Source organism: Bacillus sp. F2HM (assembly GCF_019266135.1).
GTDB classification, from domain to species: domain Bacteria; phylum Bacillota; class Bacilli; order Bacillales; family Bacillaceae; genus Bacillus; species Bacillus safensis.
Window position 1 is genome coordinate 1 of sequence record NZ_LRMO01000032.1, and the last position, 26,925, is coordinate 26,925.

The 26,925-nt window shown below is 42.5% G+C and carries 29 protein-coding genes; 5 read left to right on the forward strand and 24 right to left on the reverse strand.

The window, feature by feature from the left end; translation table 11 throughout:
• Positions 1 to 130 precede the first annotated feature (130 nt).
• From AWT60_RS17355 to AWT60_RS17370, 4 genes are all read right to left on the reverse strand, one after another.
• A complete protein-coding gene (locus AWT60_RS17355; protein WP_218677561.1) occupies positions 131 to 916 on the reverse strand; it encodes a glucose 1-dehydrogenase in 786 nt (261 codons plus the stop codon).
• Between the two features lie 12 nt (positions 917 to 928).
• Positions 929 to 1,777: a GRP family sugar transporter gene (locus tag AWT60_RS17360; protein ID WP_218677562.1), complete on the reverse strand. Its 849-nt coding sequence runs from the start codon at positions 1,775 to 1,777 to the stop codon at positions 929 to 931.
• Positions 1,778 to 1,893: 116 nt separating this feature from the next.
• On the reverse strand, positions 1,894 to 3,303 hold the full coding sequence (gene gndA, locus AWT60_RS17365; RefSeq protein ID WP_041086071.1) for an NADP-dependent phosphogluconate dehydrogenase: 1,410 nt from the start codon (positions 3,301 to 3,303) through the stop codon (positions 1,894 to 1,896).
• Positions 3,304 to 3,401: 98 nt separating this feature from the next.
• Positions 3,402 to 4,658 carry a DNA polymerase IV gene (locus AWT60_RS17370; RefSeq protein ID WP_218677563.1) on the reverse strand — a complete coding sequence of 419 codons (1,257 nt, stop codon included), beginning with the start codon at positions 4,656 to 4,658 and terminating at the stop codon, positions 3,402 to 3,404.
• A gap of 106 nt (positions 4,659 to 4,764) precedes the next feature.
• Here AWT60_RS17370 and AWT60_RS17375 point away from each other — a divergent pair, with 106 nt between their 5' ends.
• Together AWT60_RS17375 and AWT60_RS17380 are read left to right on the forward strand one after the other, a co-directional pair.
• Positions 4,765 to 5,046 (forward strand): hypothetical protein, encoded by a 282-nt coding sequence (locus AWT60_RS17375; protein ID WP_024422910.1) that lies wholly within the window; start codon positions 4,765 to 4,767, stop codon positions 5,044 to 5,046.
• 27 nt (positions 5,047 to 5,073) lie between these two features.
• Complete coding sequence (locus AWT60_RS17380) at positions 5,074 to 5,892, forward strand: membrane protein insertase YidC (protein ID WP_025093006.1); 819 nt, start codon at positions 5,074 to 5,076, stop codon at positions 5,890 to 5,892.
• A gap of 36 nt (positions 5,893 to 5,928) precedes the next feature.
• On the opposite strand, the gene AWT60_RS17385 is transcribed toward AWT60_RS17380, so the two are convergent.
• The 4 genes from AWT60_RS17385 to mce are packed head-to-tail and all read right to left on the reverse strand — an operon-like array spanning position 5,929 to position 9,425.
• The gene (locus tag AWT60_RS17385; RefSeq protein ID WP_024422912.1) at positions 5,929 to 6,393 is read right to left on the reverse strand and encodes a chemotaxis protein CheW; all 465 of its coding nucleotides are present in this window, start codon (positions 6,391 to 6,393) and stop codon (positions 5,929 to 5,931) included.
• A gap of 14 nt (positions 6,394 to 6,407) precedes the next feature.
• A complete protein-coding gene (locus AWT60_RS17390; protein ID WP_041106803.1) occupies positions 6,408 to 7,529 on the reverse strand; it encodes a M20/M25/M40 family metallo-hydrolase in 1,122 nt (373 codons plus the stop codon).
• 17 nt (positions 7,530 to 7,546) lie between these two features.
• The gene (locus tag AWT60_RS17395; protein ID WP_080769498.1) at positions 7,547 to 9,010 is read right to left on the reverse strand and encodes an acyl-CoA carboxylase subunit beta; all 1,464 of its coding nucleotides are present in this window, start codon (positions 9,008 to 9,010) and stop codon (positions 7,547 to 7,549) included.
• The gene (gene mce, locus AWT60_RS17400; RefSeq protein ID WP_218677564.1) at positions 9,003 to 9,425 is read right to left on the reverse strand and encodes a methylmalonyl-CoA epimerase; all 423 of its coding nucleotides are present in this window, start codon (positions 9,423 to 9,425) and stop codon (positions 9,003 to 9,005) included. Before mce ends, AWT60_RS17395 begins: the two co-directional genes overlap by 8 nt.
• Before the next feature lie 101 nt (positions 9,426 to 9,526).
• Between mce and prli42 the strand changes: the two genes are divergently transcribed.
• Positions 9,527 to 9,619 carry a stressosome-associated protein Prli42 gene (gene prli42 / locus AWT60_RS17405; protein WP_149126490.1) on the forward strand — a complete coding sequence of 31 codons (93 nt, stop codon included), beginning with the start codon at positions 9,527 to 9,529 and terminating at the stop codon, positions 9,617 to 9,619.
• Between the two features lie 38 nt (positions 9,620 to 9,657).
• On the opposite strand, the gene AWT60_RS17410 is transcribed toward prli42, so the two are convergent.
• The 6 genes from AWT60_RS17410 to AWT60_RS17435 all read right to left on the reverse strand — a co-directional run bounded on the left by AWT60_RS17410 (position 9,658) and on the right by AWT60_RS17435 (position 14,177).
• A complete protein-coding gene (locus tag AWT60_RS17410) occupies positions 9,658 to 10,167 on the reverse strand; it encodes a L,D-transpeptidase (RefSeq protein ID WP_041106809.1) in 510 nt (169 codons plus the stop codon).
• A gap of 52 nt (positions 10,168 to 10,219) precedes the next feature.
• Positions 10,220 to 11,173, reverse strand: coding sequence for an aromatic acid exporter family protein (locus AWT60_RS17415; protein WP_024422917.1), 954 nt, complete (start codon positions 11,171 to 11,173; stop codon positions 10,220 to 10,222).
• Positions 11,174 to 11,293: 120 nt separating this feature from the next.
• Positions 11,294 to 12,016, reverse strand: coding sequence for an arginine ABC transporter ATP-binding protein ArtM (gene artM, locus AWT60_RS17420; protein WP_218677565.1), 723 nt, complete (start codon positions 12,014 to 12,016; stop codon positions 11,294 to 11,296).
• Positions 12,009 to 12,665: an arginine ABC transporter permease ArtQ gene (artQ, locus tag AWT60_RS17425; RefSeq protein WP_024422919.1), complete on the reverse strand. Its 657-nt coding sequence runs from the start codon at positions 12,663 to 12,665 to the stop codon at positions 12,009 to 12,011. Before artQ ends, artM begins: the two co-directional genes overlap by 8 nt.
• A gap of 114 nt (positions 12,666 to 12,779) precedes the next feature.
• The gene (locus AWT60_RS17430; protein WP_197203033.1) at positions 12,780 to 13,544 is read right to left on the reverse strand and encodes a transporter substrate-binding domain-containing protein; all 765 of its coding nucleotides are present in this window, start codon (positions 13,542 to 13,544) and stop codon (positions 12,780 to 12,782) included.
• A gap of 195 nt (positions 13,545 to 13,739) precedes the next feature.
• Complete coding sequence (locus AWT60_RS17435) at positions 13,740 to 14,177, reverse strand: BrxA/BrxB family bacilliredoxin (protein ID WP_024428021.1); 438 nt, start codon at positions 14,175 to 14,177, stop codon at positions 13,740 to 13,742.
• A 169-nt stretch (positions 14,178 to 14,346) separates the two neighbouring features.
• On the opposite strand from AWT60_RS17435, the gene AWT60_RS17440 reads away from it, so the two are divergent.
• The gene (locus AWT60_RS17440) at positions 14,347 to 15,240 is read left to right on the forward strand and encodes a YegS/Rv2252/BmrU family lipid kinase (RefSeq protein WP_034280279.1); all 894 of its coding nucleotides are present in this window, start codon (positions 14,347 to 14,349) and stop codon (positions 15,238 to 15,240) included.
• 14 nt (positions 15,241 to 15,254) lie between these two features.
• Here AWT60_RS17440 and AWT60_RS17445 read toward each other — a convergent pair whose 3' ends face one another.
• The 9 genes from AWT60_RS17445 to AWT60_RS17485 all read right to left on the reverse strand — a co-directional run bounded on the left by AWT60_RS17445 (position 15,255) and on the right by AWT60_RS17485 (position 25,677).
• Positions 15,255 to 15,548 carry a YesK family protein gene (locus tag AWT60_RS17445; RefSeq protein ID WP_024428019.1) on the reverse strand — a complete coding sequence of 98 codons (294 nt, stop codon included), beginning with the start codon at positions 15,546 to 15,548 and terminating at the stop codon, positions 15,255 to 15,257.
• 66 nt (positions 15,549 to 15,614) lie between these two features.
• Complete coding sequence (locus AWT60_RS17450; RefSeq protein ID WP_218677566.1) at positions 15,615 to 16,871, reverse strand: dihydrolipoamide acetyltransferase family protein; 1,257 nt, start codon at positions 16,869 to 16,871, stop codon at positions 15,615 to 15,617.
• A gap of 19 nt (positions 16,872 to 16,890) precedes the next feature.
• A complete protein-coding gene (locus tag AWT60_RS17455; RefSeq protein WP_024422925.1) occupies positions 16,891 to 17,874 on the reverse strand; it encodes an alpha-ketoacid dehydrogenase subunit beta in 984 nt (327 codons plus the stop codon).
• 12 nt (positions 17,875 to 17,886) lie between these two features.
• The gene (locus AWT60_RS17460; RefSeq protein ID WP_041117931.1) at positions 17,887 to 18,879 is read right to left on the reverse strand and encodes a thiamine pyrophosphate-dependent dehydrogenase E1 component subunit alpha; all 993 of its coding nucleotides are present in this window, start codon (positions 18,877 to 18,879) and stop codon (positions 17,887 to 17,889) included.
• Positions 18,880 to 18,896: 17 nt separating this feature from the next.
• Positions 18,897 to 20,321 (reverse strand): dihydrolipoyl dehydrogenase, encoded by a 1,425-nt coding sequence (gene lpdA, locus AWT60_RS17465; RefSeq protein ID WP_218677567.1) that lies wholly within the window; start codon positions 20,319 to 20,321, stop codon positions 18,897 to 18,899.
• Complete coding sequence (gene buk, locus AWT60_RS17470; protein ID WP_044334053.1) at positions 20,311 to 21,432, reverse strand: butyrate kinase; 1,122 nt, start codon at positions 21,430 to 21,432, stop codon at positions 20,311 to 20,313. Before buk ends, lpdA begins: the two co-directional genes overlap by 11 nt.
• A gap of 33 nt (positions 21,433 to 21,465) precedes the next feature.
• Positions 21,466 to 22,560 (reverse strand): branched-chain amino acid dehydrogenase, encoded by a 1,095-nt coding sequence (gene bcd, locus AWT60_RS17475; RefSeq protein ID WP_003215658.1) that lies wholly within the window; start codon positions 22,558 to 22,560, stop codon positions 21,466 to 21,468.
• Between the two features lie 26 nt (positions 22,561 to 22,586).
• Positions 22,587 to 23,480, reverse strand: coding sequence for a phosphate butyryltransferase (yqiS, locus tag AWT60_RS17480; RefSeq protein WP_041106819.1), 894 nt, complete (start codon positions 23,478 to 23,480; stop codon positions 22,587 to 22,589).
• Between the two features lie 124 nt (positions 23,481 to 23,604).
• On the reverse strand, positions 23,605 to 25,677 hold the full coding sequence (locus AWT60_RS17485; protein WP_218677568.1) for a sigma-54 interaction domain-containing protein: 2,073 nt from the start codon (positions 25,675 to 25,677) through the stop codon (positions 23,605 to 23,607).
• Positions 25,678 to 25,826: 149 nt separating this feature from the next.
• On the opposite strand from AWT60_RS17485, the gene AWT60_RS17490 reads away from it, so the two are divergent.
• Positions 25,827 to 26,063 carry a DUF2627 domain-containing protein gene (locus tag AWT60_RS17490; RefSeq protein WP_024422931.1) on the forward strand — a complete coding sequence of 79 codons (237 nt, stop codon included), beginning with the start codon at positions 25,827 to 25,829 and terminating at the stop codon, positions 26,061 to 26,063.
• A gap of 36 nt (positions 26,064 to 26,099) precedes the next feature.
• Here the strand turns inward: AWT60_RS17490 and AWT60_RS17495 are convergent, their stop codons facing one another.
• Positions 26,100 to 26,837, reverse strand: coding sequence for a glycerophosphodiester phosphodiesterase (locus AWT60_RS17495; protein ID WP_163115357.1), 738 nt, complete (start codon positions 26,835 to 26,837; stop codon positions 26,100 to 26,102).
• Positions 26,838 to 26,925 lie beyond the last annotated feature (88 nt).

Below are 26,925 nucleotides of genomic sequence, written 5' to 3' on the forward strand. Positions count from 1 at the left end.
AGTCTAGGAAGGACGAGCACTGGAGCGGAGCGAATTTGACATTCGTGAGCACCGGAGCGAAGACCTGACACCGAATGCGAGGGTTTGTATACACGCTGAAAGAGCGATCACGCTCTTTGTCTTCATTGTCTTATCCTTTTCCTGCCTGAAAACCTGGATACTTTGTCATGCCCCCGTCTACATATAACGTCAAGCCGGTAACATAGCTTGCTTCTTTCGATGCCAGCCAGACAGCGCATGCTGCCACTTCTTCCGGCTTTCCAATATAGCCGATTGGAATCAGCTCAATCACGCCTTTTTTCAATTCTGGATCATCGAATTTTTCCGCATTAATCGGGGTATCAATGGCGCCTGGTGCAATACTGTTTACACGGATTTTTTTAGGGGCATATTCAAGCGCCAATGTTTCTGTCAAAAGCTTGGCGCCTCCTTTACTAGCTGCATAATGCACAAAATGAGGCCAAGGAATTTGCTGATGAACCGACGACATATTAATGATCGAGCCTTCTATCCCATGATCTGTCATATACCTCAGTGCATCACGGCATCCTAGAAACATACCTGTTAAATTGGTAGACATCACTTTGTTCCAATTATCCAGTGTCATTTCGGTGGAAGGCACTTCATTTTCAATGCCTGCGTTATTGATCATCACATCAAGACTGCCGAATGTATCAACAGCTTTATTAATCATCGCCTGCATATCCTCTTCCTTTGATACATCTCCCTTGATTTTCACAGCCTGTCCGCCATGTTTTTGAATTTCTGCAATGGTGTCATCCGGATTTTCTTTATCGGAGAAGTAATTGATCACCACATTGGCTTTTTCTTGTCCAAATCGGCGTGCCATCGCTTGGCCAATTCCTGTACCTGCGCCTGTAATTACAACTGTTTTTCCTTCTAAATCTGGATACATTCGTGTAACCTCCTATTTTGTAAAGCCTAGCAGCACACCGCCTGCAATAATCATCAAGCAGCCTGCAATGACAAAGCTTGTTCTCGATGCTTTCTCTTTTAATAAGTAAATGCCGCCTAGCGTTGAGATAACAATCCCTGTTTGTGACATCGAAAAGCTTACGGCTACGCCAATTAATGGAATGGCCAAAAGCAGCCCAAGATTTCCTGTTGACCAAACAAGACCGGCAATGATATTTCTAAACGTATATTTACTAAATGGATCCTGCTTTAAACTAATCGCTAAGGATGAAAGCAGCATGCCGACAGATTGCGGGACGAGTGCAGACCAGCCATCAATATCAAACCATCTTAAAATGACGACATATCCGACGTAGCCAACGGTTGAGATGAGAAGAATAATGATCCCTTTTTTAAAATTGCCTCTGCCATCCTCACCGCCATTCTTTTTTTGACCGAGCGATGTCATGACAACACCTGCAATGATTAGTAAAATGGCGCAAGAACCAATGAGTATGACCGTCATCGTCTGCCATTCTTTGAAGACCATGACGCCAAATAGCGTTGTGCTCACAAGCTGCATGCCCGTTGATAAAGGAACCGCTTTAGACACGCCGAGAAAAGCGACACTTGAAAGCTGATTCATTTGTCCAATACTCCAAAAGATTCCTGAAATGACGGAAACCGCAAATATAAGCGGTGTCAGCTCTGGCATTTTGATGAAAAAAGCTACAATCGAAAATAAAAACGCGCCGAGCGTAATGCCGAGGGTTTGCTGATACGCATTCCCGCCTAATTTGACACTGATGAGAACAATACTTCCCCAAAATATCGCTGGGAGAAGTGCATATAAGATGCCCACCTCTATCCCTACTTCCTTGTCTTTTTTACATAGCATCCCTCTTTTTCACATTTTTAGCCGAAAAGATGCAAACAAAAAAACCTTACCAAAGGTAAGGTTTTTCAGTCGTTCTCTATTTATTTCATCCATTCAGTATGGAATACGCCTTCTTTATCTGTGCGCTCATACGTATGTGCACCGAAATAGTCACGCTGTGCTTGAATTAAATTCGCTGGAAGGACAGCTGTGCGATAGCTATCAAAGTAAGCAAGTGCACTTGAGAATGAAGGAACAGGAACTCCTTGTTCCACTGCAAGTGAAATGACTTTACGAAGTGATGATTGATAGTTTTGAGCAATATCCTTAAAGTATGGATCAAGCAATAGGTTTTTCAGTTCAGGATTACGGTCATATGCTTCTTTAATTTGTTGTAAGAAGGCTGCACGAATGATACATCCGCCGCGGAAGATCATCGCAATTTCACCGTATTTTAAATCCCAGTTATATTCATCAGACGCTGCTTTCATTTGCGCAAAGCCTTGTGCGTAAGAACAGATTTTACTCATGAATAGGGCTTTTCTAACCGCTTCGATCAGCTCTTGTTTATTCTCAGCTGATTGCGCAGGCTCAGGACCTTGGATCAATTGACTTGCTTCCACTCGCTCATCTTTCATTGCTGAAATGTAGCGCGCAAAAACAGACTCAGTAATGATTGGAAGCGGGACACCTAGATCAAGTGAGCTTTTGCTTGTCCATTTTCCAGTTCCTTTTTGACCAGCTTTATCTAAGATCACATCCACAAGCGGCTGGTTTGTTTCTTCATCCACTTTTGTGAAAATGTCAGCTGTAATTTCGATTAAATAGCTGTCAAGCTCGCCTTTATTCCACTCTGAGAATACTTCATGAAGCTCCCCTGCTGACAATCCAGCAACATGCTTCAAGATAAAGTAGGATTCAGAGATCAATTGCATATCTCCGTACTCGATACCGTTATGAACCATTTTGACATAATGTCCTGCTCCATCTGGGCCGATATACGTTGTACAAGGCTCGCCATCTACTTTCGCAGAGATCGCTTCTAAAATTGGTTTCACTAGCTCATGTGCTTCTTTTTGACCGCCTGGCATGATGGAAGGACCTTTTAGCGCGCCTTCTTCACCGCCGGAAACACCTGTACCAATAAAGTGAATGCCACTTTCTGCAAGCTCTTGATTACGTCTTTGTGTATCCTTGTAATATGTATTTCCACCATCAATTAAAATGTCACCTTTCTCTAGGTGAGGAAGTAATGATTGAATGGTTGCATCTGTTGCTGCACCAGCTTTTACCATTAAAAGAATTTTACGCGGTGTTTCAAGCGACTGAACAAATTCTTCGATGCTGTATGTGCCAACAACGTTTTTTCCTTCTGCTTCTTGCAGAAACTCTTCTGTTTTGCTGCTAGATCTGTTATAAACGGATACGGAGAAACCGCGGCTTTCAATATTGAGGGCAAGGTTTTTCCCCATAACGGCTAGTCCAACCACACCGATTTGTTGTTTTGACATAATTCTGACGTCCCTTCTAACACACTATATTGATTACTGCTGAAATGATGTACCCTTTGAAATTACCACAACATCACCTCTTTTATCAAGTTTTCAGGCTAGTCATTTCCTCTTTCGTCCTGAAAAAAATCTTTATTGAAACTTGTCCCGCTTGTTTTACTCTCTTTTTCCTTAATGGTGATCCCTCTTTGCACCAATGGTTTTCCATATTTTTCTTTCAGTCCATCTAAAATGGTTTGGAGGGGCTCTTCTTTTGCATCTTCTGTATATGAAAATAAATCAAGCTGTTTAACGGCTGCTTTTCGTTCGACAAGGTCTGTCCCCGTTACACCTAAGAGCCTCACTGGCTGGTCATTCCAATGTTTCAGGAATAACTGCTTTGCCGCTTCAAATATTTCTTCCTTTCGATCCGTTGGATTTGTGAGCATGACACTTCGCGTGATATTTTTCCAGCTTGCATACCGAATCATGATGAGCAGCCGGTTCGCCATTACTTCTTTTCTCCGTAACCTTGCACTCACAGATTGTGACAGCTTATCAATTAACGTGACAAGTTCATCTGAATCATCCGAATCATGAGGCAGAGTGGATGAATTGCCGACGGATTTAAATTCGTATATTCTTTCTGGGTCTACGATACCGTCATGTTCACCATTCGCCTTTTGCTTTAATCTCGGTCCATTAATGCCAAGCAATTCTTTTAGCGTATACTCATTCGCTTTCGCTAAGTCTTCAATGGTATGAATTCCGATCTTTTTCAATTTATCTGCCGTTTTTTGTCCAACCCCGTGCATGTCACCAGCAGGGAGCGGCCAGAGCATGTTTGGAACATCTCGTTTACGCAATATGGTGATGCCCATTGGCTTTTTCCAATTAGACGCCATTTTCGCTAAAAATTTATTCGGTGCAATGCCGATACTTGAAGGAAGCATCAGTTCCTCTACAAGCCTTGTTTGAATATCATGAGCCGTTTTTACCGCATGCTCGGCATATGGCGTATGCGTTAAATCAATATAGCCCTCATCAATCGATACAGGTTCGACTAAATCACTGTATTCTCTTAGTATTGTAAACATCTCTTGTGAGGAGCTGCGGTACCGGTCAAAGTTCGGTGTGCGGACAATGAGTCCCGGACATAGCCGCTTCGCCTCCCACAAAGGCATCGGGGGCTTCACACCTAGTGCTCTTGCCTCGTAGCTGCACGTCACAACAATCCCTTTACGCTCTTTTGCATTTCCGCTGATGGCTAAAGGTTTCCCTCGTAAAGAAGGATCATATGCCATTTCGACCGATGCATAAAAACTATTCATATCAATATGAAAAATAATTCGACCCTTTCTTTGAGAATCAACCATTTGCCTGCCTCCTACATTTATTGACTATGGTTACTTCATGTTTGTTCCAATAGACATTTCATATAGTGTATAGTACACTGTGAGTAATGAAATGGATGTGATAATCATGATTATTGATACATTCAATGAAGTCTTTTTCCTTGTTGAATTCTTTACGATTATTCTTCCAGCGCTGACGGCCATCGGCATTGCGTTTTTACTAAAAGACTGCCGTATGAACGAACACCTTGGTGGACATCGTTTGGAAGAGTTGGACGCATCTTGCTTGAATCGAACAGACTTTCTGTTTATCATATATGATCGCATTACAACTTGGATTAGTAAAGTCATTCGAATGAAAAGATCATCTAATGATGATGAAGACCATTCGCTTCCTCTCACTAATTAAATTTTTTAATCATGAGGAGGAAACGAATTGAAACGTTTATTGACTGTTTTTACGACTTTATGTTTGATGATGATTGCGTCACCTGCATTTGCAGCGAGTGCGCAAACGAATACGAGCTCTGATGGGTTTTTCCATCATTATTTTGTTCAGCCTTTTTCTGAGCTGATCATTTGGCTTGCGAACTTTTTCCATGATGATTATGGTTTATCCATTATGTTTGTCACCTTGATTGTCCGCCTGCTGATTTTCCCGCTTTTTGCGAATCAATTTAAGAAGCAAAGAGTCATGCAGGAAAAAATGGCACTGGTGAAACCTCAGATTGACCAAATACAAAGCAAATTGAAGAAAACGAAAGATCCTGAAAAACAAAAAGAACTGCAAATGGAAATGATGAAAGTATATAAAGAGAACAATGTGAACCCGCTGGCAATGGGCTGTCTGCCTATGCTGATTCAAATTCCAATTGTTCTTGGCTTTTATTCAGCGATCCGCTCAACACCTGAGATCGCAACTCATACGTTCTTATGGTTTAACTTGGGACAAACCGATTTATTGGTAGCGGTCTTTGCAGGGGCTATGTATTTCTTGCAATTTTATGTCACGCAAAAATATGCGAAGCAATCAGGCACCCAGACAGAAGCTGCGCTGAAGCAAGCGAAAGTAATGGGCATGATTTTCCCAATCATGATGCTGTTTCTTTCAATCAATGCACCCGCTGCTCTTCCTTTATACTGGATGACAAGCGGACTATTACTCACGATTCAAACGATTATTTTAAATGTCATGTACCAAAAATCAAAAACGAAAGCTGCGGCTAACGAACAAGCCAAACCAGCTGCTGAATAAAAATAAACCCCTTATTTAAAGATAAGGGGTTTTTCATTATGCCAATTCTTCTTTCAACCGGTCTGGCAATTGATCGAGGTCCTCAATTTTCCCAAGGAACTTATTTGGGTCCACTTGTAAAATCATTTTGTTTTCTCGCTCCACAACGCCGAAGAAATATTCAGAGGCCTTCGTGTTCATATGAAATGGCTTGATCTCGCTTTGCTCGATATCGATGATATCTTTTGCATCTGAGACAAGACAGCCAATCATTTGATCATTTACTTCAAATAACAGCACCTTGGACTGCTCGTTCACATCAAGAGGCTTTCCGTGAAGCATCACGCCTGTGTCACTGACAGGAATGACCTCTCCTCTTAATGACATCAGCCCTTTAATTTCTTTTGGAAGGTTCGATACTTCTTGTAAGTAAGGGACCTTCTCAATCGAACGAATATGCTCTACACTGATGCCAAACTCCTCTTGCCCCACCTGAAAAATAATAATCTTTTGCGTGCTCACAGAGTCTCCTGCCTTTACGATGGATTTGTCGTTTCTTCGATAATGGCGAGAACCATTTCAGCTGTTTTGACTAATTCTTCAATCGGCATTTTCTCATTTTTCGTATGAATATCTTCATATCCAACAGCTAGGTTGACAGTTGGGACGCCGTTGCCTGCAATGACGTTTGCATCACTGCCTCCGCCGCTCGTCTGCAGTTCTGAAGGACGGCCAATTTTTGCTGCCGCTTTTTTCGCCACTTCTACGACTTGATCGCCGTGTGAGAATTTGAAGCCTGGATACATGATGTCAATTTGTACATCGGCACTTCCGCCCATTTCTTTAGCGGTTTTTTCAAAGGCTTCTTTCATCTTCGCTACTTGAGCTTCCATTTTTGCTGGTTCTAAAGAGCGTGCTTCCGCCAAAATATCAACTTGGTCGCACACAATATTCGTTTGTGTTCCGCCTTCAAAACGGCCGATATTCGCCGTTGTTTCTTCATCAATCCGGCCAAGCGGCATGCTAGCAATTGCTTTTGATGCAATGGTAATCGCAGACACACCTTTTTCAGGCGCGACACCAGCGTGAGCGGTTTTTCCGTAAATCGTTGCGCGTACTTTTGCCTGTGTTGGTGCAGCTACAATAATCGTACCGACCTTGCCATCTGAATCAAGGGCATAGCCGTATTTCGCTGTCATCAAATTCGGATCTAACGCTTTTGCTCCAACAAGTCCTGATTCCTCGCCTGCTGTGATCACAAATTCAATTGTTCCATGCGGTAAATTTTTCTCTTTCAGTACGCGGATCGCCTCAAACATAGCAGCAAGTCCTGTTTTATCATCAGCACCAAGAATCGTTGTTCCATCTGTTTTCACATAGCCGTCCTCAATGACTGGTTTTACGCCATTCCCTGGTACAACTGTATCCATATGAGAAGTGAAATAAATTGTATCTGCCTCTTGATTCCCTTCTAAAGTACAGACAAGATTGCCTGCACCGTGGCCTGTTGCCGCTTTTGAATCGTCTTCAACCACTTTTAGACCAAGCTGCGAGAATTTTCCTTTTAATACTTCAACAATTTTCTCTTCGTGTTTTGTTTCTGAATCAACCTGAACTAATTCTAAAAATTCGTCTAGTAAGCGTTTTTCATTGATCATGGATGATGCTCCTCCTCTTATAGCGGCATGTTGCCATGCTTTTTTAACGGTCTATCTTCTTCCTTACTGCGAAGCACATCAAATGAGCGGATCAATCGCTCTCTCGTTTCAGTCGGCATGAAAATATCATCTATCAGACCTGCCTGAGCCGCTTTCCATACACTTGGTTTGTTTTCAGACTTGCGCGAAGCAGGATGAACGATTTCGTCTGCGAACGTTTTCCCCATAACATCAATTTCGGCTTCTGGCCATGCATAAACAAAGTCAGCTCCTAAGCCCTTGCTATTCATCGCGACATATGCACCGCCAAACGCCTTTCTTAAAATCACAGTGATTTTTGGAACAGTTGCTTCAGCGTACGCATATAAAAGCTTTGCCCCATGGCGGATAATTCCCGCATGCTCGGCTTTTTCTCCTGGTAAAAAACCAGGAACGTCCACAAGGGTTAAGATCGGAATATGAAACGCATCGCAAAATCGAATAAACCTGGCCGCTTTATCGGCAGCGTCAAGATCAAGGCTGCCTGCCAGCACCTTTGGCTGATTGGCAACAACACCAATGGAGGCTCCTTGTAATCTGGCAAAACCTGTGACAATATTTTTTGAGAAACAAGGCTGCGTTTCAAAGAATGAGTCTGGATCGGTTATCGCTGTCACCACTTGTTTGACATCATAAGTTCGTGAGGGATCCTTTGGCAAAATTCTGCCTGGATCGGCGGTATCATGCTTTCGTGCCCCAGCGTGCATGACATCCTGCTGTTTCGTTTGTATGTACGTTAAAAGAGTTCGAACCGCTTTTAACACGTCCTTCTCATCTTCCCCAGTATAGTGCACATTCCCGCTCGTCTGATGCTGAACACTTGCACCGCCAAGACGGTCAGGACAGACCGTTTCTCCTGTTGCCTTTTCTATTACTTTCGGTCCAGTTAAAAACATATGAGCTGTTTGCTCTGTCATAAAGACAAAATCAGTCAAAGCAGGAGAATAAACTGCTCCTCCAGCACATGAACCTAAAATAACTGATATTTGCGGGATTCGACCAGAGTACAGCACATTCCGTTTAAAAATCTGTCCGTATCCTTCTAATGATACCACACCCTCTTGAATTCTCGCACCACCTGAGTCTTTTAGACCGATGACCGGCATCTGATTTTTAGCTGCCAAATCCATTAAAGAGACAATTTTTTTTGCATGCATTTCGCCTAATGAGCCCCCATATACGGTTGCATCTTGTGCATAAACACAGACAGGCTTACCGTGAATGAGTCCCGTTCCAATGACGACGCCGTCACCAACATGCTCTGACAGACCGCCTGTTGCAAATGACTGAATTTCCATCAAGCTGCCCTCGTCAAGAAGTTCATGCAGCCGCTCTCGAACCGTCAGCTTTCCTTTGCTTCTGTGAGCCGCTGCTCGTTTTTCGCCGCCGCCCATTAACGCTTTATTCCGCCATTCAGACAAGTCATTGAACGATTCATTCATCGCAATATTTCTCTCCTTTCAAGGACCCGCACAATTCAAATAACACACCTGACGTTTCTTTAGGTGAAATAAAGGCAATCTGCTTTCCGCTGGCGCCCATCTGTGCTGTTTTTTGGAGAAGCTGCACGCCAAGGTGATCGAGACGGCTAAGATCCGTTTGAATGTCATCTGACTTTAACGCAATATGATGAAGGCCCTCTCCTCTTTTTGTTAAAAAGGTATGTAGTTTACTGCGGGCTGAGATCGGCTCAATTAATTCAATGTGCAGATCATCTAGTGAAGCGAAGGACGCTTTTATCTCCTGCTCAGGAATCTCTTGTATGTCTGAAAAATGCCAATTAAATAGCTGATGAAGCGTTTGAGATGTTTCTTTAATAGAAAAGACGGCAATGGCAATATGATCGATTTGTGTCATCCGTTCACTTCCTTTGCTGATCACTTGTCGCATATGAAAAAACCAGATAAAATAAAGACAACTGCGCTTGTCGCAAAAATCTTCGGTTATAGGGGTGCGATATGTCTCAAAAATTCATGAAATTTATGGTATTGCTTATGATTAGCCTGCTGTTAGTTTCTTCACTTTTAGCAGGAGCAGCAGCCTTTTTATAAGGATTGAATAAGAGCAGACAAGCAGGTGATTCGGGATATCAACGAATGGCCTGTTTGTCTTTGGCAAGCGTTTCAAAGGAAGCACTTGATTTTGTAATCCATACCTTTGTTCCAATTGGAAGCTGATCAAACAGTAGCTCTACATCTTGATTATGAAGTCTCACACAGCCTGCCGTGATAAATTTCCCAATCGAAGTTTCATCACTCGTTCCATGAATTCCATAGGTTCTGCCATCTGTTCCTCGTGCATCAAATCCAATCCATCTTCGTCCAAGAGGATTATTCTTCGCACCGCCTTCAATATTTTTTCTTCTATAATAGGGATCTTTCGCTTTGATCATAATGGTAAATTCACCTTCTGGCGTTAAATCTGCTGTTTTTCCTGTAGAGGCAGGATATACTTTTTGAATTTTCCCTTGATCAATAAAGGCAAGTTCATTTGTTTGTTTATTAATAATGACAAATGGGTCACCTGGCAGCGGGTTTTGTCCAAGCGGCCAGATAGGTGAAAGGGACATGGTCAGTACGGTATAAAATAAAAGACGCATAGGCTCCTCCTTTTTCATTAGATTGACCAATGAAGGAGGAACTCATGCGTCTCTATTCTTTCATCCCTTTAAAATAGCTTTTCAGTACTAAATATTGTTCCATTTCACCGAGGAAATGAAAGAGTGCCGCTCTTGCCTCAAATTCTTCTCTTGTTTGCGGGAGCGGAAGTGCGTCGAATTCTTCTTTCATATCAATGAGACGTCTTAAAAACTTATGCGCTGTGTTCCCTGGGTGAATATGTTCGCGTAAGTCTCTAATGTATTCTGCAATGATTTGTCCATGCTCCGTTGTGACGGAAATCGACGTAATTTTGGGCAGCACACGCTCAATGATTTCAAATTGCTTTTGTCTCATGTTGAAATAATGATAGTACAGGTTTTCATGTCTTAATACATGGTTTTCAACATCACGATATGCAAGAGCTTTTGCTTCTTTAATTAATTGATGTGTCTCTGGTATTTCTTTTCCTGTCCAGTCTTGTTTCCCTGTCATTAAGTATTGCTCGATTTCTTCAAAGATTTTAGCAAAGTTGGCTTCAATTTGTTCGCTGTAGCGTTTGAGTTTTTTATCAACACTTGGCATATAGAGGTTCATAATCAGCGCTACCCCAACACCAATGGTAATCAGCAGCAGTTCATTCCAGATGAGATGCAGGGTAATCCCGCCAGACATGTATAAATGGAGAATGATGACTGAACTTGTGACAATCCCTTCTTTAATTCGAAGCAGAACCGTTGTTGGAATAAAGACAAGCAGCATCAAACCGATCACAAAAGGATGATACCCGATCAGATCGAAAAATAAATAAGAAAATAAAATAGCGAGACTGCATGCTGCAAAGCGGGCTCCCGATGCTAAGAGGGATCTTTTCTTTGTCACCTGAATACACAGGATCGTAATAATCCCGGCAGCTGAATAATTTTGCAAGCCAAGCAATTGTGCAATATAAATAGCGATCGCTGTTCCTAATGCTGTTTTCAGCGTTCGGTAGCCGATTTTAAACATGATGTGATTCACTCTTTTCTGTCTTGTTTCCATTCACTTTTGTGAAATGATGAACTTTTTTTACTTTCCCCATTATAATCAAAAAAAGAAGGAGATGTTAAGTCTCCTTCTCTTATTTCTTTATAATATTTTTTGTAAGAAGTCTTGCGCACGCTGTGAAGACGGTGATTCAAAAAATTGCACAGGGTTTGCATCCTCTACAATTTTCCCATCATCCATAAAGATCACGCGGTCAGCCACTTCTTTTGCAAAGCCCATTTCATGTGTGACGATGACGAGTGTCATTCCAGATTGAGCCAGCTCTTTCATGACTTCTAATACTTCCTTGACCATTTCTGGATCTAGAGCAGACGTTGGTTCGTCAAACAGCATAATGTCTGGTGTCATCGCAAGCGCACGCGCAATCGCCACACGCTGCTTTTGACCGCCGGACAAACGGTTAGGGAAATCATCTTTTTTCTCTAAAAGCCCTACCTTTTTGAGCAGGTCTTCAGCTTGCTTGATACTGTCTTCCTTCGATTGATTCTTCACATTCATTGGCGCATACGTGATATTTTCCAGCACGGTTTTATGCGGGAAGAGATGGAAATGCTGAAACACCATTCCGATGTTCTCACGCACTTTTAGTGCATTCGTTTTTGGATTGGTGATTTTGGTGTCCTTAATTGTAATGACACCAGAAGTCGGCTTTTCAAGTAAATTCATGCAGCGGAGGAACGTCGATTTTCCTGAACCAGATGGTCCAATAACCGCAACAACTTCCCCTTCTTTAATGGTGGTGTCGATCCCCTTTAAAACTTCGTTTTTACCAAAAGATTTTGTGAGTTTCTCTATTTTAATCATTTGATTTTAACTTCCTTTCCACCGATTTGCCGACAAAGGTGAGAACAAGCACGATGACATAATAGATAAGACCCGCAAAAATAAGCGGTTCAAGATAATTATACGTGACGGCCCCTGCTTGATAGGCTCGTCTCATGACATCACCCAGTCCGATGACTGTTACAATCGCTGATTCTTTTGTCAGTGTAATCGTCTCATTCACAAGTGCAGGTGAAATATTTTTAAACGCCTGCGGAAGCAATAAGTCCTTCATCATTTTAGCATAAGGGATGCCTAAAGCAACGGCTGCTTCTTTTTGACCTTTATCAATGGCATTAATACCCGCACGAATAATTTCAGATACGTATGCCGCCGAGTTGAGTGAAAAGGCCGCTACAGCAGCCCAGTATTGGTCGATTTGAAACCCAAGAAGCTGAGGCAGACCAAAATAAATAATGAGCAATTGAAGCACAAGCGGTGTGCCTCGGAAAATTGACGTATAAAAATCTGCAAGCCAAATGAGCGGTTTAAACACACTAATTTTACAAAGCGTTAATAAAATTCCTAAGATAAATCCAAGTAAAAGGGATACCACTACTATAGAAAGCGTGACCTTAAGTCCTTCTAGAATAAAGGGCATCTGAGGTATTACATCTTTAAAATCAAACATGACATTCTCCTTTTTTTTGCCTTCATACAAAACAGGAAAAAAGTTCAACATGAGTTGAACTTTTCAGCGCTTTTCTACTTGATTTTCTGGAATGACGCTGATCCTTTTCCTGACTTACTTTTCATCAGCAAACCATTTTTTAATTAATTTATCAAGTTCGCCATTATCTTTCATTTCTTTTAATGATTTATTAAATTTCGCTGTTAAGTCGCTGTTTTTCTTGAATGCAATGGCTGAACCTTCGTTTGAGCTGTTCAATCCAAATGCTTGGAAGTTTTTTTCCTTTTTCAAGTAACCAGCAGCTACTTTATCTTCAATAATTGCTGCATCAAAACGGCCTGCTTTAATCTCTTGAATGATATCAGAAATTTTATTACGGTCTTCAACTGTTAGGTTATATTTCTTTTGCAGTCCATTTGCTTCATCCTGTTGAATAGAACCTAATTGAACGCCGACTGTTTTGTCTTTTAAATCTTTCTCTGCCTTAATACCGCTAGATTTCTTTGATACAACCAAGTTTTTAGCATTGTAATAAACATCAGAGAAATCGACTTGCTTTTTACGTTTTTCTGTAGGTGTCATTCCTGCAAGGACAATATCAGCTTTGTTTGTTTTGAGGGCTGATACAAGGCTAGCAAAGTCCATATCTTGAATTTCTAGCTTGTAGCCGTTCTTTTTCGCTAGTGCTGTTGCAAGATCTACATCAAAACCGACAATTTTATCTCCGTCTTTTGATTCAAATGGTGGATAATCTGCTGATGTTGCCATCACGAGTGTCTTGTCATCTCCTGATGCGTTTGAATTATTAGAAGAAGTTCCGCAAGCTGCGAGTGCAGCTGCAAGACCAGCTGTCATAAGTAATAATAACCACTTTTTCATATGATAATGCCTCCCAGTATTTAAAATCATGTATTGTTTTGAATATTTATTCACTATAATGTATTTTAAACACTTTCTTTTTAAGATGCAATAGTATTTTGCTAAAATTATTTTGATTCTATTGTCTTATAAAACAAAAAGCAGACCGATCTAAAGACCGGACTGCTTTATATTTATTCATTCAAAAGTCATATGTTAGATTTCTTCGCAATGCTCATCAAAAGCGGCTTGTAGTTTTGACACAACTTCCATTGGCTCATGCCCTTCAATTTCATGACGCTCGACCATTTTAATGATTTTTCCATCTTTTAATAAGGCAAAAGATGGTGAAGATGGCGGAAAGCCTTCAAAGTATTCACGGGCTCTTGCCGTTGCCTCTTTGTCCTGTCCAGCAAACACTGTCAGCAATTGATCTGGACGCTTATCGTAATGAACAGAATAGCCGGCAGCTGGTCTTGCAATACCGCCTGCACAGCCGCATACTGAATTCACCATAACAAGTGCCGTTCCTTTTTTTGTCAGTGCTTCGTCTACTTCTTCAGCTGATGTGAGCTCAGTGTAGCCTGCCTGCTTAATTTCTTCTCTCGCTTGTTTCACAATATCATTCATAAATAAATTAAAATCAATATTCATGTCCGTCCACTCCTTTTGCGTACCAAAACCATTTTAACTCTATCATATCAAGGAAAACGCCTGCGGGCAAATGTGTTGTCTTATCCATGGCCTCTTTTTCCAAACATCGTTTATGGGCTGTCAAATTGGGGAAAAGTGATGATAAAGAGATGAAAGGGAGAACTGCGTGATGGCACAATTCAAAAAAGCGATGCTCATTTATAATGGAAATGCTGGACAAAAAAACATGGAAAAAACACTCGGTCAAACAGTGCCTCTTCTTTCTCTACATATTGATGAACTCATTTTAAAACCAACAAAGCAGCCAAATGATGCTTATGATTTCTGCCGTCAAATTGATGAGACGGTGGAGTTGCTCATCATATTAGGCGGAGACGGTACCGTGCATGAATGCATGAACGGCATTGGCGGTTTAGAAAAAAGGCCCGCTGTAGCGATATTACCAGGCGGGACATGCAATGATTTTTCTAGAACACTAGGTATTCCTCAACAAATGCAAAAAGCCGCTCAAATGATTGTAGACGGCAAAGAGAAAAAGGTCGACTTAATCAAAGCAGAAGATCGATACGTGTTAAACTTTTGGGGAATTGGGCTGATCGCAGACACGTCCAACAATATTAATGACAAGGAAAAAGCCGTACTTGGCAAAATCAGCTACTTCACAAGTGCGCTGCGCACCCTGCAGCAAACAGATCCTTTTCACGTACGCATTGAGACAGAAGAGGAAAGCTGGGAAGAGGAAGCTGTCATCGTTCTTGTCATGAATGGACATTTTATCGGTACAAATAAAATTGATTTGCCTCATGCAGCCATAGATGATGGAAAAGCAGAAATCTTAATTTGCAGAAATACGAGTTTCTCTGCTTTAAAAGAAATCTTCTCAATGAACCGGGAAGAGCTGGAGGATTTCACCGGCGATCTGTCTCTCATTCAAGCGTCCAGTATTCATATCCACACAAAAGAGGAAATGGATGCTGATACAGATGGTGAGGTTTATATGACGGCCCCCTCTTCTTTAGAAGTGTTAAAACACCATTTGACCTTTATTGTTCCAGCAGAATAAAAAAACGCCCGACATCATTTTGATTCGGGCGTTTTTTTGATATAGCGTCTGTATAAATATTCAAGTGCATATCCGAGAAGCGTTCCGGCGAGAAGTGATATTCCTAAAAAGCTATTGGCTGCTCCTTTAAACCCGCCGACAATCAGTAGACAGTACACGATTTGAATGATTGAAACGATCGATATGATAAGCAGTAATCGTTCGGGATGATTGCGTGATTTAGAAATGTACCGCAGAAAAGCAAACGCAATCGCTGTGATAAACATGAGACCAATCGTGAGAAAAGCAAAAAAATCTAGTCCAGACATATCATCGCTCCTTTCTCCTAGATGTGGAAATCCCCCTCTCATGCCGGGAGGGGGAAAAATATTGTTTTAATAAACAGATGTCTGCTCGTCGATGCCTTCAAGGATTTGTTTAATTCGTTGAAGGAATCTGCCGCATACAAGACCATCTAGTACTCTGTGATCTAATGAGAGACAAAGATTGACCATGTCTCTTGCCGCAATCATTCCGTTTACGATCATTGGACGCTTCACGATCGATTCTACTTGTAAAATCGCCGCTTGCGGATAATTAATGATTCCCATTGATTGTACTGAACCAAATGATCCCGTGTTGTTGACAGTGAAGGTACCGCCTTCCATATCACTTTGCTTGAGCGTTCCTTGTCTCACCTTAGACGCCAGCTCATGAATTTCTTTGGCAATGCCCTTAATGGTCTTTTCATCCGCATCCTTAATGACTGGAACAAATAGAGCGTCATCTGTAGCGACAGCAATCGAAACATTGATTGCTTTCTTCTGCACAATTTTATCTCCGGCCCACATGCTGTTCATTTCAGGGAATTCCTTTAAGGCCTGAGCCACTGCTTTGACAAAGAACGCAAAGAACGTCAAATTAAAGCCTTCTTTTGCTTTAAACTGATCTTTCAGCTGATTTCTTCTTGTCACAAGATTTGTCACATCAACTTCCATCATCGTCCATGCATGCGGAATTTCATGTTTGCTTCTCAGCATATTGGCCGCGATTGCCTGGCGGATCGGCGTGACTGGCAGCTCAACATCACCAGGCATAGAAGGGACGGCAGGTGCCGCTTTTGCTTGAGATGGCTGCACAGGCTCCGGTTGAACGGCTCGTTCATTGACAGGTGCTGTCTTCTCTTTGACGCCGCCGTTTTCAATGAGCTGCAGCAAATCTTTTCTAGTGATTCGGCCGCCTGCTCCTGTACCTTGAACAGCCGCTAAATCAATGCCATGCTCATCTGCTAAACGAAGAACGGCTGGAGAATAACGTTTCTTTTGACTTTGATTCTCATTTGTTTGATCTGCTTCAGGCACTTCGCTTTGCTCAGGTGCTGCTTCTTCTTTCACACTCTGCTGCTTGCTTCCTTCGACATCTATTTCACAGAACACTTCTCCTACTTGCAGCGTTTCGCCTTCCTCAGCCGATAGCTTTGTAATCGTTCCTGTAAAAGATGACGGGACTTCTGCGTTCACTTTATCCGTCATGACTTCCGCAATCGGATCGTATTTATTCACATGATCGCCAGGTGAAACGAGCCATTTGCTAATGGTTCCTTCTGTTACACTTTCACCCAGCTGAGGCATTTTCATTTGTTCAATTGCCACTTTGAAACCCTCCTCTTTCTTAAAACGCCGCTAGCTCTCTCATTTCAGCTTCTACCTTATCCGGGTTGACCATGAAGAATTTCTCCATTGTCGGCGCATAAGGCATTGCCGGAATATCTGGTCCTGCCAGGCGTTTGATTGGTGCGTCTAAATCAAATAAGCAATGCTCCGAAATGATTGCCGCAACCTCACTCATGATGCTGCCTTCTTTTGTATCTTCCGTTAACAGAAGCACTTTCCCTGTTTTAGAAGCCGCTTCTATAATCGCTTCCTGATCAAGCGGATACACTGTTCTCAAATCGAGAATATGAGCGGATATGCCGTCTTTTGCAAGGCGGTCTGCTGCTTGCAGCGCAAAATGGACACAAAGGCCATATGTAATGACCGTGATATCATCGCCTTCACGCTTCACATCTGCTTTTCCAATCGGAAGAGTGTAATCCTCTTCAGGCACTTCTCCTTTAATCAGGCGGTATGCACGTTTATGTTCAAAGAACAATACAGGATCTGGATCACGCACTGCAGCCTTTAAAAGACCTTTGACATCATAAGGTGTAGAAGGCATCACAATCTTCAAACCAGGCTGGTTAGCAAAAATAGCTTCGACCGATTGTGAATGATAAAGTGCCCCGTGTACTCCACCCCCGTAAGGTGCGCGGATGACCATTGGACAGCTCCAATCATTATTTGAACGGTATCTAATTTTTGCAGCCTCTGAAATGATTTGGTTGATTGCAGGCATAATGAAATCCGCAAATTGCATTTCTGCAATTGGGCGCATTCCATACATCGCTGCCCCAATACCTACACCCGCAATGGCTGATTCTGCAAGAGGTGTATCCATGACGCGCGCTTCTCCAAATTGCTCGTAAAGACCCGCTGTCGCTTTAAATACGCCGCCTTTTTTCCCGACATCCTCTCCGAGCACAAACACTTTCGGATCTCGCTCCATTTCTTCTTTCATCGCCAGTGTAATGGCGTCTATATATGACATAACAGGCATTTTTCTTCCCCCTTACTCCGCATACACGTAACGAAGTGCGCTTTCTGCATCAGCATAAGCTGCGTTTTCCGCTTCATCAGTAGCTTCGTTTACGATTTGCATAATTTCTTTTGTCATCTCTTCTTTCATTTCAGAAGTCATGACCTTTCCTTCGATTAAATACGTTTCATATTGGATGAGCGGATCTTTCTTTCTTGCTTCGAGCACTTCTTCTTTTTCTCGATAGCTTGAATCATCGTCATCACTTGAATGCGCAGTTAAACGGTAAGAGATTGTTTCAATCAATGTCGGGCCTTCGCCTCTAGCCGCACGGTCTCTCGCCTCTTTGACAGCGGCATATACTTCAAGCGGATCATTTCCATCAACAGTTACGCCAGGCATCCCATATCCAACCGCACGATCTGAAATGCGTTCACAGGCTACTTGTTTATCATATGGCACGGAAATCGCATACTTATTGTTTTCACACATGAAAATAACAGGCAGTTTATGCACAGCAGCAAAGTTAGCACCTTCATGGAAATCACCTTGGTTTGATGATCCTTCACCGAACGTGACAAAGCTGACAAAGTTTTTCTGCTCTAATCGTCCAGCAAGGGCAATTCCCACCGCGTGAGGAACCTGCGTTGTGACAGGTGACGACCCAGTCACAATTCGATTTGCTCTTTGCCCAAAATGCCCTGGCATTTGTCTTCCGCCTGAGTTTGGGTCGTCTTGTTTTGCGAAACCAGACATCATTAAATCTTTTGCTGTCATCCCAAAAGCAAGGACAACCCCCATATCACGATAGTAAGGTAAGACGTAATCTTCTTCTCTATTAAGAGCAAATGCAGCGCCGACTTGCTGCGCTTCCTGCCCTTGACAAGAAATGACGAATGGAATTTTCCCAGAACGGTTTAAAAGCCACATCCGTTCATCGATTTTTCTTGCTAGAAGCATTGTTCTGTATATATCAATTGCTTGTTCATCTGATAATCCTAATTCCTGATGACGCATGTTACTCATCATGTTTCCCTCCTTGATTAAAAATGGATCGCCTTCCCGTCAACAGCAAGGGCTGCCTCGCCAATCGCCTCTGATAAGGTCGGATGCGGGTGTATCGTCTGCCCCACTTCCCACGGGGTTGCATCAAGTACTTTGGCTAATCCAGCTTCAGATATCATATCTGTTACATGAGGACCAATCATATGAATTCCTAAAATATCATCTGTCTTTTGATCGGCAATGATTTTGACGAATCCATCAGACTCCCCGTACACAAGCGCTTTTCCAATCGCCATAAATGGAAAATTCCCTATTTTGACTTCAAAGCCCTGCTCTTTTGCCGCCTGTTCAGTGAGTCCAACACTAGCGGTTTCTGGGTGAGAGTAAACACATTTAGATACGAGCGTTTCATCGAGCGGCTTTGGATCTTTCCCAGCCATATGTTCTACAGCAATCATACCTTCGTGAGAAGCGACATGTGCCAGCTGAAGCCCGCCAATGACATCTCCTATTGCGTAAATATGCGATTCTTTCGTTTGATAATGTTCATTCACGACAATGCCTTGTTTTTCGGTTTGGATGTCCGTGTTTTCAAGACCTATGCCTTCGATATTAGGTACTCTGCCGACTGAAAGAAGGAGTTTTTCCGCTTCAAACGTCTGAATGTCTCCATCCTTTTCCGCTTGAATTGTCACGAGATTTTCCTGCTTTTCTACGCTATCTGGCAGTACCTTCGCATTAGTCACAAAAGTGATGCCTTTTTTAGATAATAGCTTTTCCATTTCTTTAGAAATGTCATGATCCTCTGTTGGCAAAATGCGGTCTGCAAACTCAAGCACAGTGACGTTCACACCAAAATCATTGAGCATGGAAGCCCACTCGATTCCGATCACTCCGCCTCCGACAATCAGCATTGACTGCGGAAGCTCTGGCAGTTCAAGTGCATCATCTGAAGTGAGGATGTGTGTTCCATCTGCTTCAAGCCCTGGCAGCACACGCGGTCTTGATCCTGTCGCGATGATAACCTGCTTTGGAATGAGCATTTCATTTTCCTCTCCATTTGCCATTTCTACGGAGATCGTTCCTGGCATTGGCGAAAAGATAGATGGACCAAGAATACGGCCGATCCCTTCATATACATCAATTTTTCCTTGTTTCATTAAATGTTTGACGCCGCCTGCTAGTTTTTCGACAATCTCTGTTTTTCTTTTTTGCACATTGGCAAATTGCAAGGCAATGCCGTCTGCCTCAACACCAAAATCAGCTGCGCGTTTGACGGTTTGATAAACTTCTGCACTTCTGAGCAGCGCTTTAGACGGGATGCAGCCTTTATGAAGACATGTTCCGCCGAGCTTTTCTTTTTCTACAACTGCTGTTTTCAATCCAAGCTGTGAGGCACGGATGGCCGCTACATAGCCGCCTGTGCCTCCACCAAGAATGACGAGGTCATATTCAGTTGCCATGACTTGTCACTCCTTTCTTTTTCTGTTGATCATTTGGGTATTCTTTCGGTGATTCTTCTTCTTTTAAAATACGAAGCGCACCTTCTGCCAACGATTGCAGCTCATTTTCACCTGGAAACACGACAACATCAGAAATCCAGTCAATATAGCCGCGAATACTTGACGTAATTTGTTTGCTGTACGCAAGTCCGCCTGTTAATACAATGACGTCAACTGCTCCTTTTAAGACAGCGCTAGCCGCTCCAATTTCCTTGGCAATCTGATAGCACATTGCTTCATAAATAAGCGCTGCCCGCTCATCACCCGCTTCAATCATGCGTTCCACTTTCACAGCGTCTGTCGTGCCAAGATAGCCCGCAAGCCCGCCTTCACCAATAATGCGTTTGAGCATTTCCTCTTGGGTATACTCACCCGAAAAACAAAGATTCACAAGATCACCTGTCGGCAGGGTTCCCGCGCGCTCAGGGCTGAAAGGACCTTCGCCATGCAGACCGTTATTGACATCGATGACTTTTCCTTTTTCATGAACACCAATAGTGATACCGCCGCCCATATGAGTAATAATCATGTTCAAATCTTCGTAACTTTTTCCAAAAGAAGCCGCTGTTTTTCTTGCGACTGCTTTTTGATTTAATGCATGAAAGATGCTTTTTCTTTCAATCGTTGGCAGCCCTGAAATACGAGCAATTGGTTTTAGTTCATCCACTACAACTGGATCGACAATAAAAGCTGGGATATTCAGGCCAAGTGCAATTTCTCTCGCGATGATTCCGCCGAGATTGGATGCGTGCTGGCCGGCATATCCTTCTTTTAGGTCTTCCACCATTTGCTCATTGACTTCATATGTGCCTCCTTCAATCGGACGAAGGAGACCGCCCCGCGCGCAAACTGCATCAAACTTTGAGATATTCATCCCCTGTTCATGCAGTGTTTTCAAAATGGTTTCTTTACGGAATGAAAATTGATCAATGATATGAGGAAACTGCTTTAATTCCTCATCTGTATGTCTTAGTGTCGTTTCAAAAATAGAACGTTCATTATGAAACACACCAATTTTTGTTGAAGTAGAGCCAGGATTAATCGTGAGAATACGCCATTCTTTTGTCAGCAAAAACAAAACCTCCGTTTCAACTCATTCTTCAAATTAGCGACGGCTTAAAATATGTTGACCATTTTGCAAGAATTGACTTCTTGATTTGCGCATTCTTTCAATTCTCTCTTCAGCCAATCGGTCTGCCGCTTTATAAGTAGGAATGGCATCACGGTTTGAAATTTCAATCACACGTTCAATATTTTGATAAATGCCTTCGACTTTTTTCATCGCACGATCTGCATTATAGCCATAAAGCTCATCAGCAACGTTAATCACACCGCCTGCATTGATCACATAATCAGGAGCATATACAATCCCCATTTCATGGATAAGGTCACCGTGATGCGTTTCTCTTAGCTGGTTATTTGCTGCACCGGCAATCACCTTTGCTTTTAACTTAGGAATGGTCACATCGTTAATGGTTGCACCAAGTGCGCACGGTGCATAAATATCACATGCTTGATCGTAAATATCGTCAGGGTCGACTGCTTTTGCGCCGAAGTCTTCAACAGCTCGCTTGACAGAGTCTTTGTTGATATCTGTGACAATGAGCTGCGCGCCTTCTTCATGCAGATGTTTACACAGGTTGTAAGCGACATTTCCAACACCTTGGACGGCAATTGTTTTTCCTTCTAATGAATCGGTCCCAAATGCTGCTTTGGCAGCGGCTTTCATCCCTTTGTATACACCGTAAGCAGTGACTGGAGACGGATTTCCGGATGAACCAAATGCAGGAGAAATCCCTGTGACAAAATCTGTTTCTTCATGAATGAGATCCATGTCTTCTACCGTTGTACCGACATCTTCTGCCGTAATATAGCGGCCATTCAGCCCTTGAATGTAACGTCCAAATGCACGGAACATTTCTTCATTTTTGTCTTTTCTCGGATCGCCGATGATGACCGTTTTTCCGCCGCCAAGATTAAGTCCTGCTGCCGCGTTTTTATAAGTCATTCCTCTTGCTAGACGCAGTGCATCCTCAATGGCTGCTTCTTCGTTTTCATACGTCCACATTCTCGTTCCGCCTAGTGCCGGCCCAAGTGTTGTATCATGAATCGCAATAATCGCTTTTAAGCCAGACTGCTCATCCTGACAAAATACAAGCTGTTCATAATCGTATCGTTCCATATATTTAAAAAGTTCCATTGTGTTATTCCTCCTATTACTTCCGCTTAATTTGATGTACAGATGGCAAGCGCAATTGAATAAAGCTTACTTTCGGCTGAATCAGACCGGCTTGTTAAAGCAATCGGCGCCTTCGCTCCTGCCACCACAGCTCCCACCTTTGCATGTGCAAAGTAGATGAGAGATTTATAAAGAATGTTCCCTGCCTCAATTGTTGGCACAAGCAAAATATCTGCATGGCCGGCTACATCACTCGTAATATTTTTATGAGAAGCTGCCGTTTGAGAAATGGCATTGTCTAAAGCAAGAGGCCCATCAATCAGGCAGCCAGAAATTTGCCCCCGCCGATTCATTTGCGCAAGACTTGCCGCAGTCAAAGTTGAATCCATTGCCGGATTCACGACCTCCACCGCAGAGAGCACTGCAACCTTTGGCATGTCGTTTCCGACAGCTTGTGCTACTTGAACAGAGTTGATCGTAATCTCTTTCAGCATATTTAAATCGGGCGCGATGTTCATCGCAGAATCCGTGACATAAATAAAGCGGTCAAAGCCCGGTACTTCAAATGCCGCGACATGTGATAGGACACTTGCCGTCCTGAGCCCATATTCTTTATTCAATACCGCTTTTAAAAGAACGGCTGTCGGGACATGCCCCTTCATCAAAATATCTGCATGCTTCTCGCTCACTGCCTGAACGGCAATTTTGGCAGATTCTTCGGGAGAATCTGAATGAATAATATCTATCCAGTCCTCATTGATTTCATGCTGCTTCACTAGCTCCTTCAGGTTGCGTTTGTTCCCAACCAGGAGAAAGCGAGCGACCTTTCGCTTAATTGCCATCTTGATGGCATGAAGCACTTCTTCATCTTCTGCATGAGCCACAGCCGCCGTTTTATTCTGCAGCTGGGCGGCTTTCATAATCAGATCGTCAAGCTTCATATATGCCCACCTTTCCTTGTGCTCGGTTCATGTTTTATATGCAAGTTCCGTGCCAGTTTGAAATGCAGTGAATATGAGGCAATTCGCATGACATTCGTGCAATCTTTTGCAGGTTACATGCATTTTATTGCATGCTATCTTTTGCAAGTTGATATTTGTCCATTTTATAGTAAAGGTTCCGAATGCTGATCCCTAACGTTTTCGCTGTTTTCGTGCGATTAAATTGATGCTTTTCAAGGGTTTGTTTAATCAGCTGCGCTTCAAATGCCTCAACAGCATCCGAAAGTGTCTCTCCCTCAAATTGACTGACAGTCAGTTCCTGTTGCTCTTTTTCTTCCTGATCTTCTGACTCCATGAAAGAAATATGGTCTTCATCAATCCATTCTTCTTGCGGGTTCAAAAAGATCATGGCTCGTCCAAGTACATTTTCAAGCTCTCTTACGTTTCCTGGCCACTTGTATGATCGCAGTCTATTAAGTGCCTGTTCCGTTAACCCGCTCACGTTCCGTCCATAGTCTAAATTGATCTTTTGGATGAGACGTTTACTTAACGAGTCAATATCCTCAAGGCGCTGTCTTAGCGGCGGGATGGAGATCGGGTATCTGTTCATTCGATAATATAAATCTTCTCTGAACTTTCCTTCCGCCATCGCTTTTTCAATATTGACATTTGTCGCCGTGATCACACGAACATCGACCGGTATAGCCTTTGTTCCGCCTACTCTTACTATTTCTTTCTCCTGCATCACACGAAGCAGCTTCGCCTGTGTACTTGGCGTCATTTCGCCAATTTCATCTAAAAAAATGCTGCCTTGATTCGCCTCTTCAAACAGCCCTTTTTTCCCGCCCCGCCTTGCACCAGAGAACGCTCCTTCTTCATAGCCAAAAAGCTCTGACTCTAAAAGGGTCTCAGATAATGCCGCACAGTTGACCCGTACAAAGCGATTATATTTCCGGTCACTTTCATTGTGAATGGCGTGCGCAAACAGCTCTTTTCCAGTACCTGATTCTCCCCGGAGTAAAATCGTGGCTGGCGTTTTCGCGCCTAGCTTTGCCTGCTCAAGCGCCACAAGCATTTGCTCACTTTCTCCAATGATGTCTTCAAAAGTGTACTTTGCTTCAAGTGTCCGGATGAGCTGCCTTGCTTTATTTAATTCATTCGTGAGTGATTGAATTTCTGAAACGTCATGAATGACCCCGACACTGCCTTTTAAAATGCCATCAACGATGACTGGCGCTACGTTGACAATCACATCTTTTTTATTCGGTCCGACTTTCATTCTGACGCCTCGAACGGGTCTCCTTGTTTCAAGTACCTTCAAATGCATGCTTTCTCCTTCAGAAATATCTGCACCTGCTGGTTTCCCCACAACTTCTTTATCTGTTAATCCAGTCATTTTCGTATATGCCCGGTTGATTAAGATCCCTTTTCCCTGCTCATCAACAACTGATATGGCTTCATCCGACGATTGAATGATCGCCTCCAGCATCGTTCGTACTTCTTTAAGATTGGTCACTTCCTCCGCAAGCTCAACGGCATCTGTAATATCTTTAAAGATGGATAAAGCACCTAGCATTCTCCCCGCGTCATCAATAATTGGCAAACGCGTTGTCACAATTTGTATTTGCTGATTCAGAAATTGTTTTTGATTAAATTCTGGCTCTCTCGATCTTAAAATGTCGGGAAGCTTTGTATTTGGGATCACTTCTCGTATATGACGGCCAATCGCATCTTTTTGCGAACATCCAACCATTTTGGCCGCTGATCGATTAAACAGGACAACTTCTTCATCCATGTTTATAAAAATCATCCCGTCGTTCGTTGCATTAAAAATGCGGTCATGCTTATAGGTTTGTTCCTTTAATATTTGGATCAGCTGCTGTTTTTCTGACATTAATTCTGATATAACGTAAGCCATTGAACTTGGCACAATGACTGCGTGCTCTGGCTTTTTTTCAATCAGTTCTTTCAGCACTGCTGAACTGCCTGTTGTTTCAATGATGATATCAATGTCATCTTTTATGTATTCTTTCCAATCCGTTGTCGTATCAATTCCATTCTTTTTCGCTTCTACCATCCCCGGTGCCTCATGATCAAGGTCGGCGATCGCAATGATTTGAATCGTATTTGTTTTCAGCAATGTTTCCAGCAATGCTGATCCACCTTGTCCTGCACCGACAATCAAGACTCTCTGCATCCCGTTACCCCTTTATATGAAAAAATTTGCACACCATATTTTTCCGTTGCAAAAAATTGCACAACTCTTATATTACCACGTTTTCCTTTCTTGACAAAATATTTTTTGAATTAGACAATGGAAGTAAATGACGTTTAAGGGGACATTTGATGGGGAGAATACTTGCACTAGTGATTATTTTAATACCTGGCGCGCTTGCAGCACTTGGGATTAAGCTGCTGCGTGACACTGTTTTCGGCATCATCATTGCACCATTTCCATATTTATGGCTGCAAGGAATTGCAGGGTTATTATTTTTAGGGGGAGGTCTTTATGTAGTGGCTGGCTTTATTTTATATAGAGACCGTAAACGAAATAAAGTGACTGCTCGCTTTAAGCAGAGATAAAACGTGAAAAAAGACCCGCTGATTTAGAGCAGGTCTTTATTTCATTTCTTCTCTTATTTTCACGGCTCGGTCAGGAAAATCAGTAAAAATGCCATCGACACCTAAGGAAAACATGTTTTTCATTTGCTTTTCACTATTTACTGTAAACGGCCTGATCACTTGCTGAGATGCATGGAGAGCCGCCACAACCTCTTTGGTCACGCCGGCACCCTTGATATTTGGATGGTAGCCCCTTGCTGGTACTGTTTTTATATACATCTCCGGCTGATGAATCACATCCATTGTGAGAACAGCAAGTTCAACATGCGGCATCAGTTTGTGAAAAAGAGCTAAACTGCCGTGATGAAACGATGAAACAAGTACACGGTCTTCTATTTGAAAATGCTCGATTTGTTTTTTTACTTTCTCTTCGATACCCGGATATCGATAAATGGAGTTTTTTAGTTCAATATTGATGATGAGTGATGATTGCTGCGCTACTAGCTCTAATACTTCCTCTAAAAGAGGAATGGATACAGCACCGGTTTCTTCGTAGAAAGAATGACTCGCATCTCCTGCTTTTAATTCTTCATATGTATGGTCTTTCACTAAACCTTTCATATTCGTTGTTCTGTTCAGTTTCTCATCGTGAATGACAGCAAGTCTGCCGTCTTTCGTCAGCTGAACATCCAGCTCAATTCCGTCAGCTCCGGAATGGAGTGCATGCTCGAAGGCTATCATGGTGTTTTCAGGATAAATGCCTTTAAAGCCTCTGTGTGCAAAAATTTTCGTCATAGGTCACCTCTAAATATGATGCTTCCTTACATTATGACGTGTCTTTTTTCGTTTTTCCAGTTTTGAGCGCATAAAAAAAACCTCTTCT

Coding starts and splice junctions, on each gene's coding strand:
- AWT60_RS17355 (WP_218677561.1), bottom strand. CDS start 916: ATGTATCCAGATTTAGAAGGAAAAACAGTTGTAATTACAGGCGCAGGT.
- gndA (WP_041086071.1), bottom strand. CDS start 3,303: ATGTCAAAACAACAAATCGGTGTGGTTGGACTAGCCGTTATGGGGAAA.
- AWT60_RS17370 (WP_218677563.1), bottom strand. CDS start 4,658: ATGGTTGATTCTCAAAGAAAGGGTCGAATTATTTTTCATATTGATATG.
- AWT60_RS17375 (WP_024422910.1), top strand. CDS start 4,765: ATGATTATTGATACATTCAATGAAGTCTTTTTCCTTGTTGAATTCTTT.
- AWT60_RS17390 (WP_041106803.1), bottom strand. CDS start 7,529: ATGATCAATGAAAAACGCTTACTAGACGAATTTTTAGAATTAGTTCAG.
- AWT60_RS17395 (WP_080769498.1), bottom strand. CDS start 9,010: ATGAATGAATCGTTCAATGACTTGTCTGAATGGCGGAATAAAGCGTTA.
- mce (WP_218677564.1), bottom strand. CDS start 9,425: ATGACACAAATCGATCATATTGCCATTGCCGTCTTTTCTATTAAAGAA.
- prli42 (WP_149126490.1), top strand. CDS start 9,527: ATGTCTCAAAAATTCATGAAATTTATGGTATTGCTTATGATTAGCCTG.
- AWT60_RS17410 (WP_041106809.1), bottom strand. CDS start 10,167: ATGCGTCTTTTATTTTATACCGTACTGACCATGTCCCTTTCACCTATC.
- AWT60_RS17415 (WP_024422917.1), bottom strand. CDS start 11,173: ATGTTTAAAATCGGCTACCGAACGCTGAAAACAGCATTAGGAACAGCG.
- artM (WP_218677565.1), bottom strand. CDS start 12,016: ATGATTAAAATAGAGAAACTCACAAAATCTTTTGGTAAAAACGAAGTT.
- artQ (WP_024422919.1), bottom strand. CDS start 12,665: ATGTTTGATTTTAAAGATGTAATACCTCAGATGCCCTTTATTCTAGAA.
- AWT60_RS17430 (WP_197203033.1), bottom strand. CDS start 13,544: ATGAAAAAGTGGTTATTATTACTTATGACAGCTGGTCTTGCAGCTGCA.
- AWT60_RS17435 (WP_024428021.1), bottom strand. CDS start 14,177: ATGAATATTGATTTTAATTTATTTATGAATGATATTGTGAAACAAGCG.
- AWT60_RS17440 (WP_034280279.1), top strand. CDS start 14,347: ATGGCACAATTCAAAAAAGCGATGCTCATTTATAATGGAAATGCTGGA.
- AWT60_RS17445 (WP_024428019.1), bottom strand. CDS start 15,548: ATGTCTGGACTAGATTTTTTTGCTTTTCTCACGATTGGTCTCATGTTT.
- AWT60_RS17455 (WP_024422925.1), bottom strand. CDS start 17,874: ATGCCTGTTATGTCATATATAGACGCCATTACACTGGCGATGAAAGAA.
- AWT60_RS17460 (WP_041117931.1), bottom strand. CDS start 18,879: ATGAGTAACATGCGTCATCAGGAATTAGGATTATCAGATGAACAAGCA.
- lpdA (WP_218677567.1), bottom strand. CDS start 20,321: ATGGCAACTGAATATGACCTCGTCATTCTTGGTGGAGGCACAGGCGGC.
- bcd (WP_003215658.1), bottom strand. CDS start 22,560: ATGGAACTTTTTAAATATATGGAACGATACGATTATGAACAGCTTGTA.
- yqiS (WP_041106819.1), bottom strand. CDS start 23,480: ATGAAGCTTGACGATCTGATTATGAAAGCCGCCCAGCTGCAGAATAAA.
- AWT60_RS17485 (WP_218677568.1), bottom strand. CDS start 25,677: ATGCAGAGAGTCTTGATTGTCGGTGCAGGACAAGGTGGATCAGCATTG.
- AWT60_RS17490 (WP_024422931.1), top strand. CDS start 25,827: ATGGGGAGAATACTTGCACTAGTGATTATTTTAATACCTGGCGCGCTT.
- AWT60_RS17495 (WP_163115357.1), bottom strand. CDS start 26,837: ATGACGAAAATTTTTGCACACAGAGGCTTTAAAGGCATTTATCCTGAA.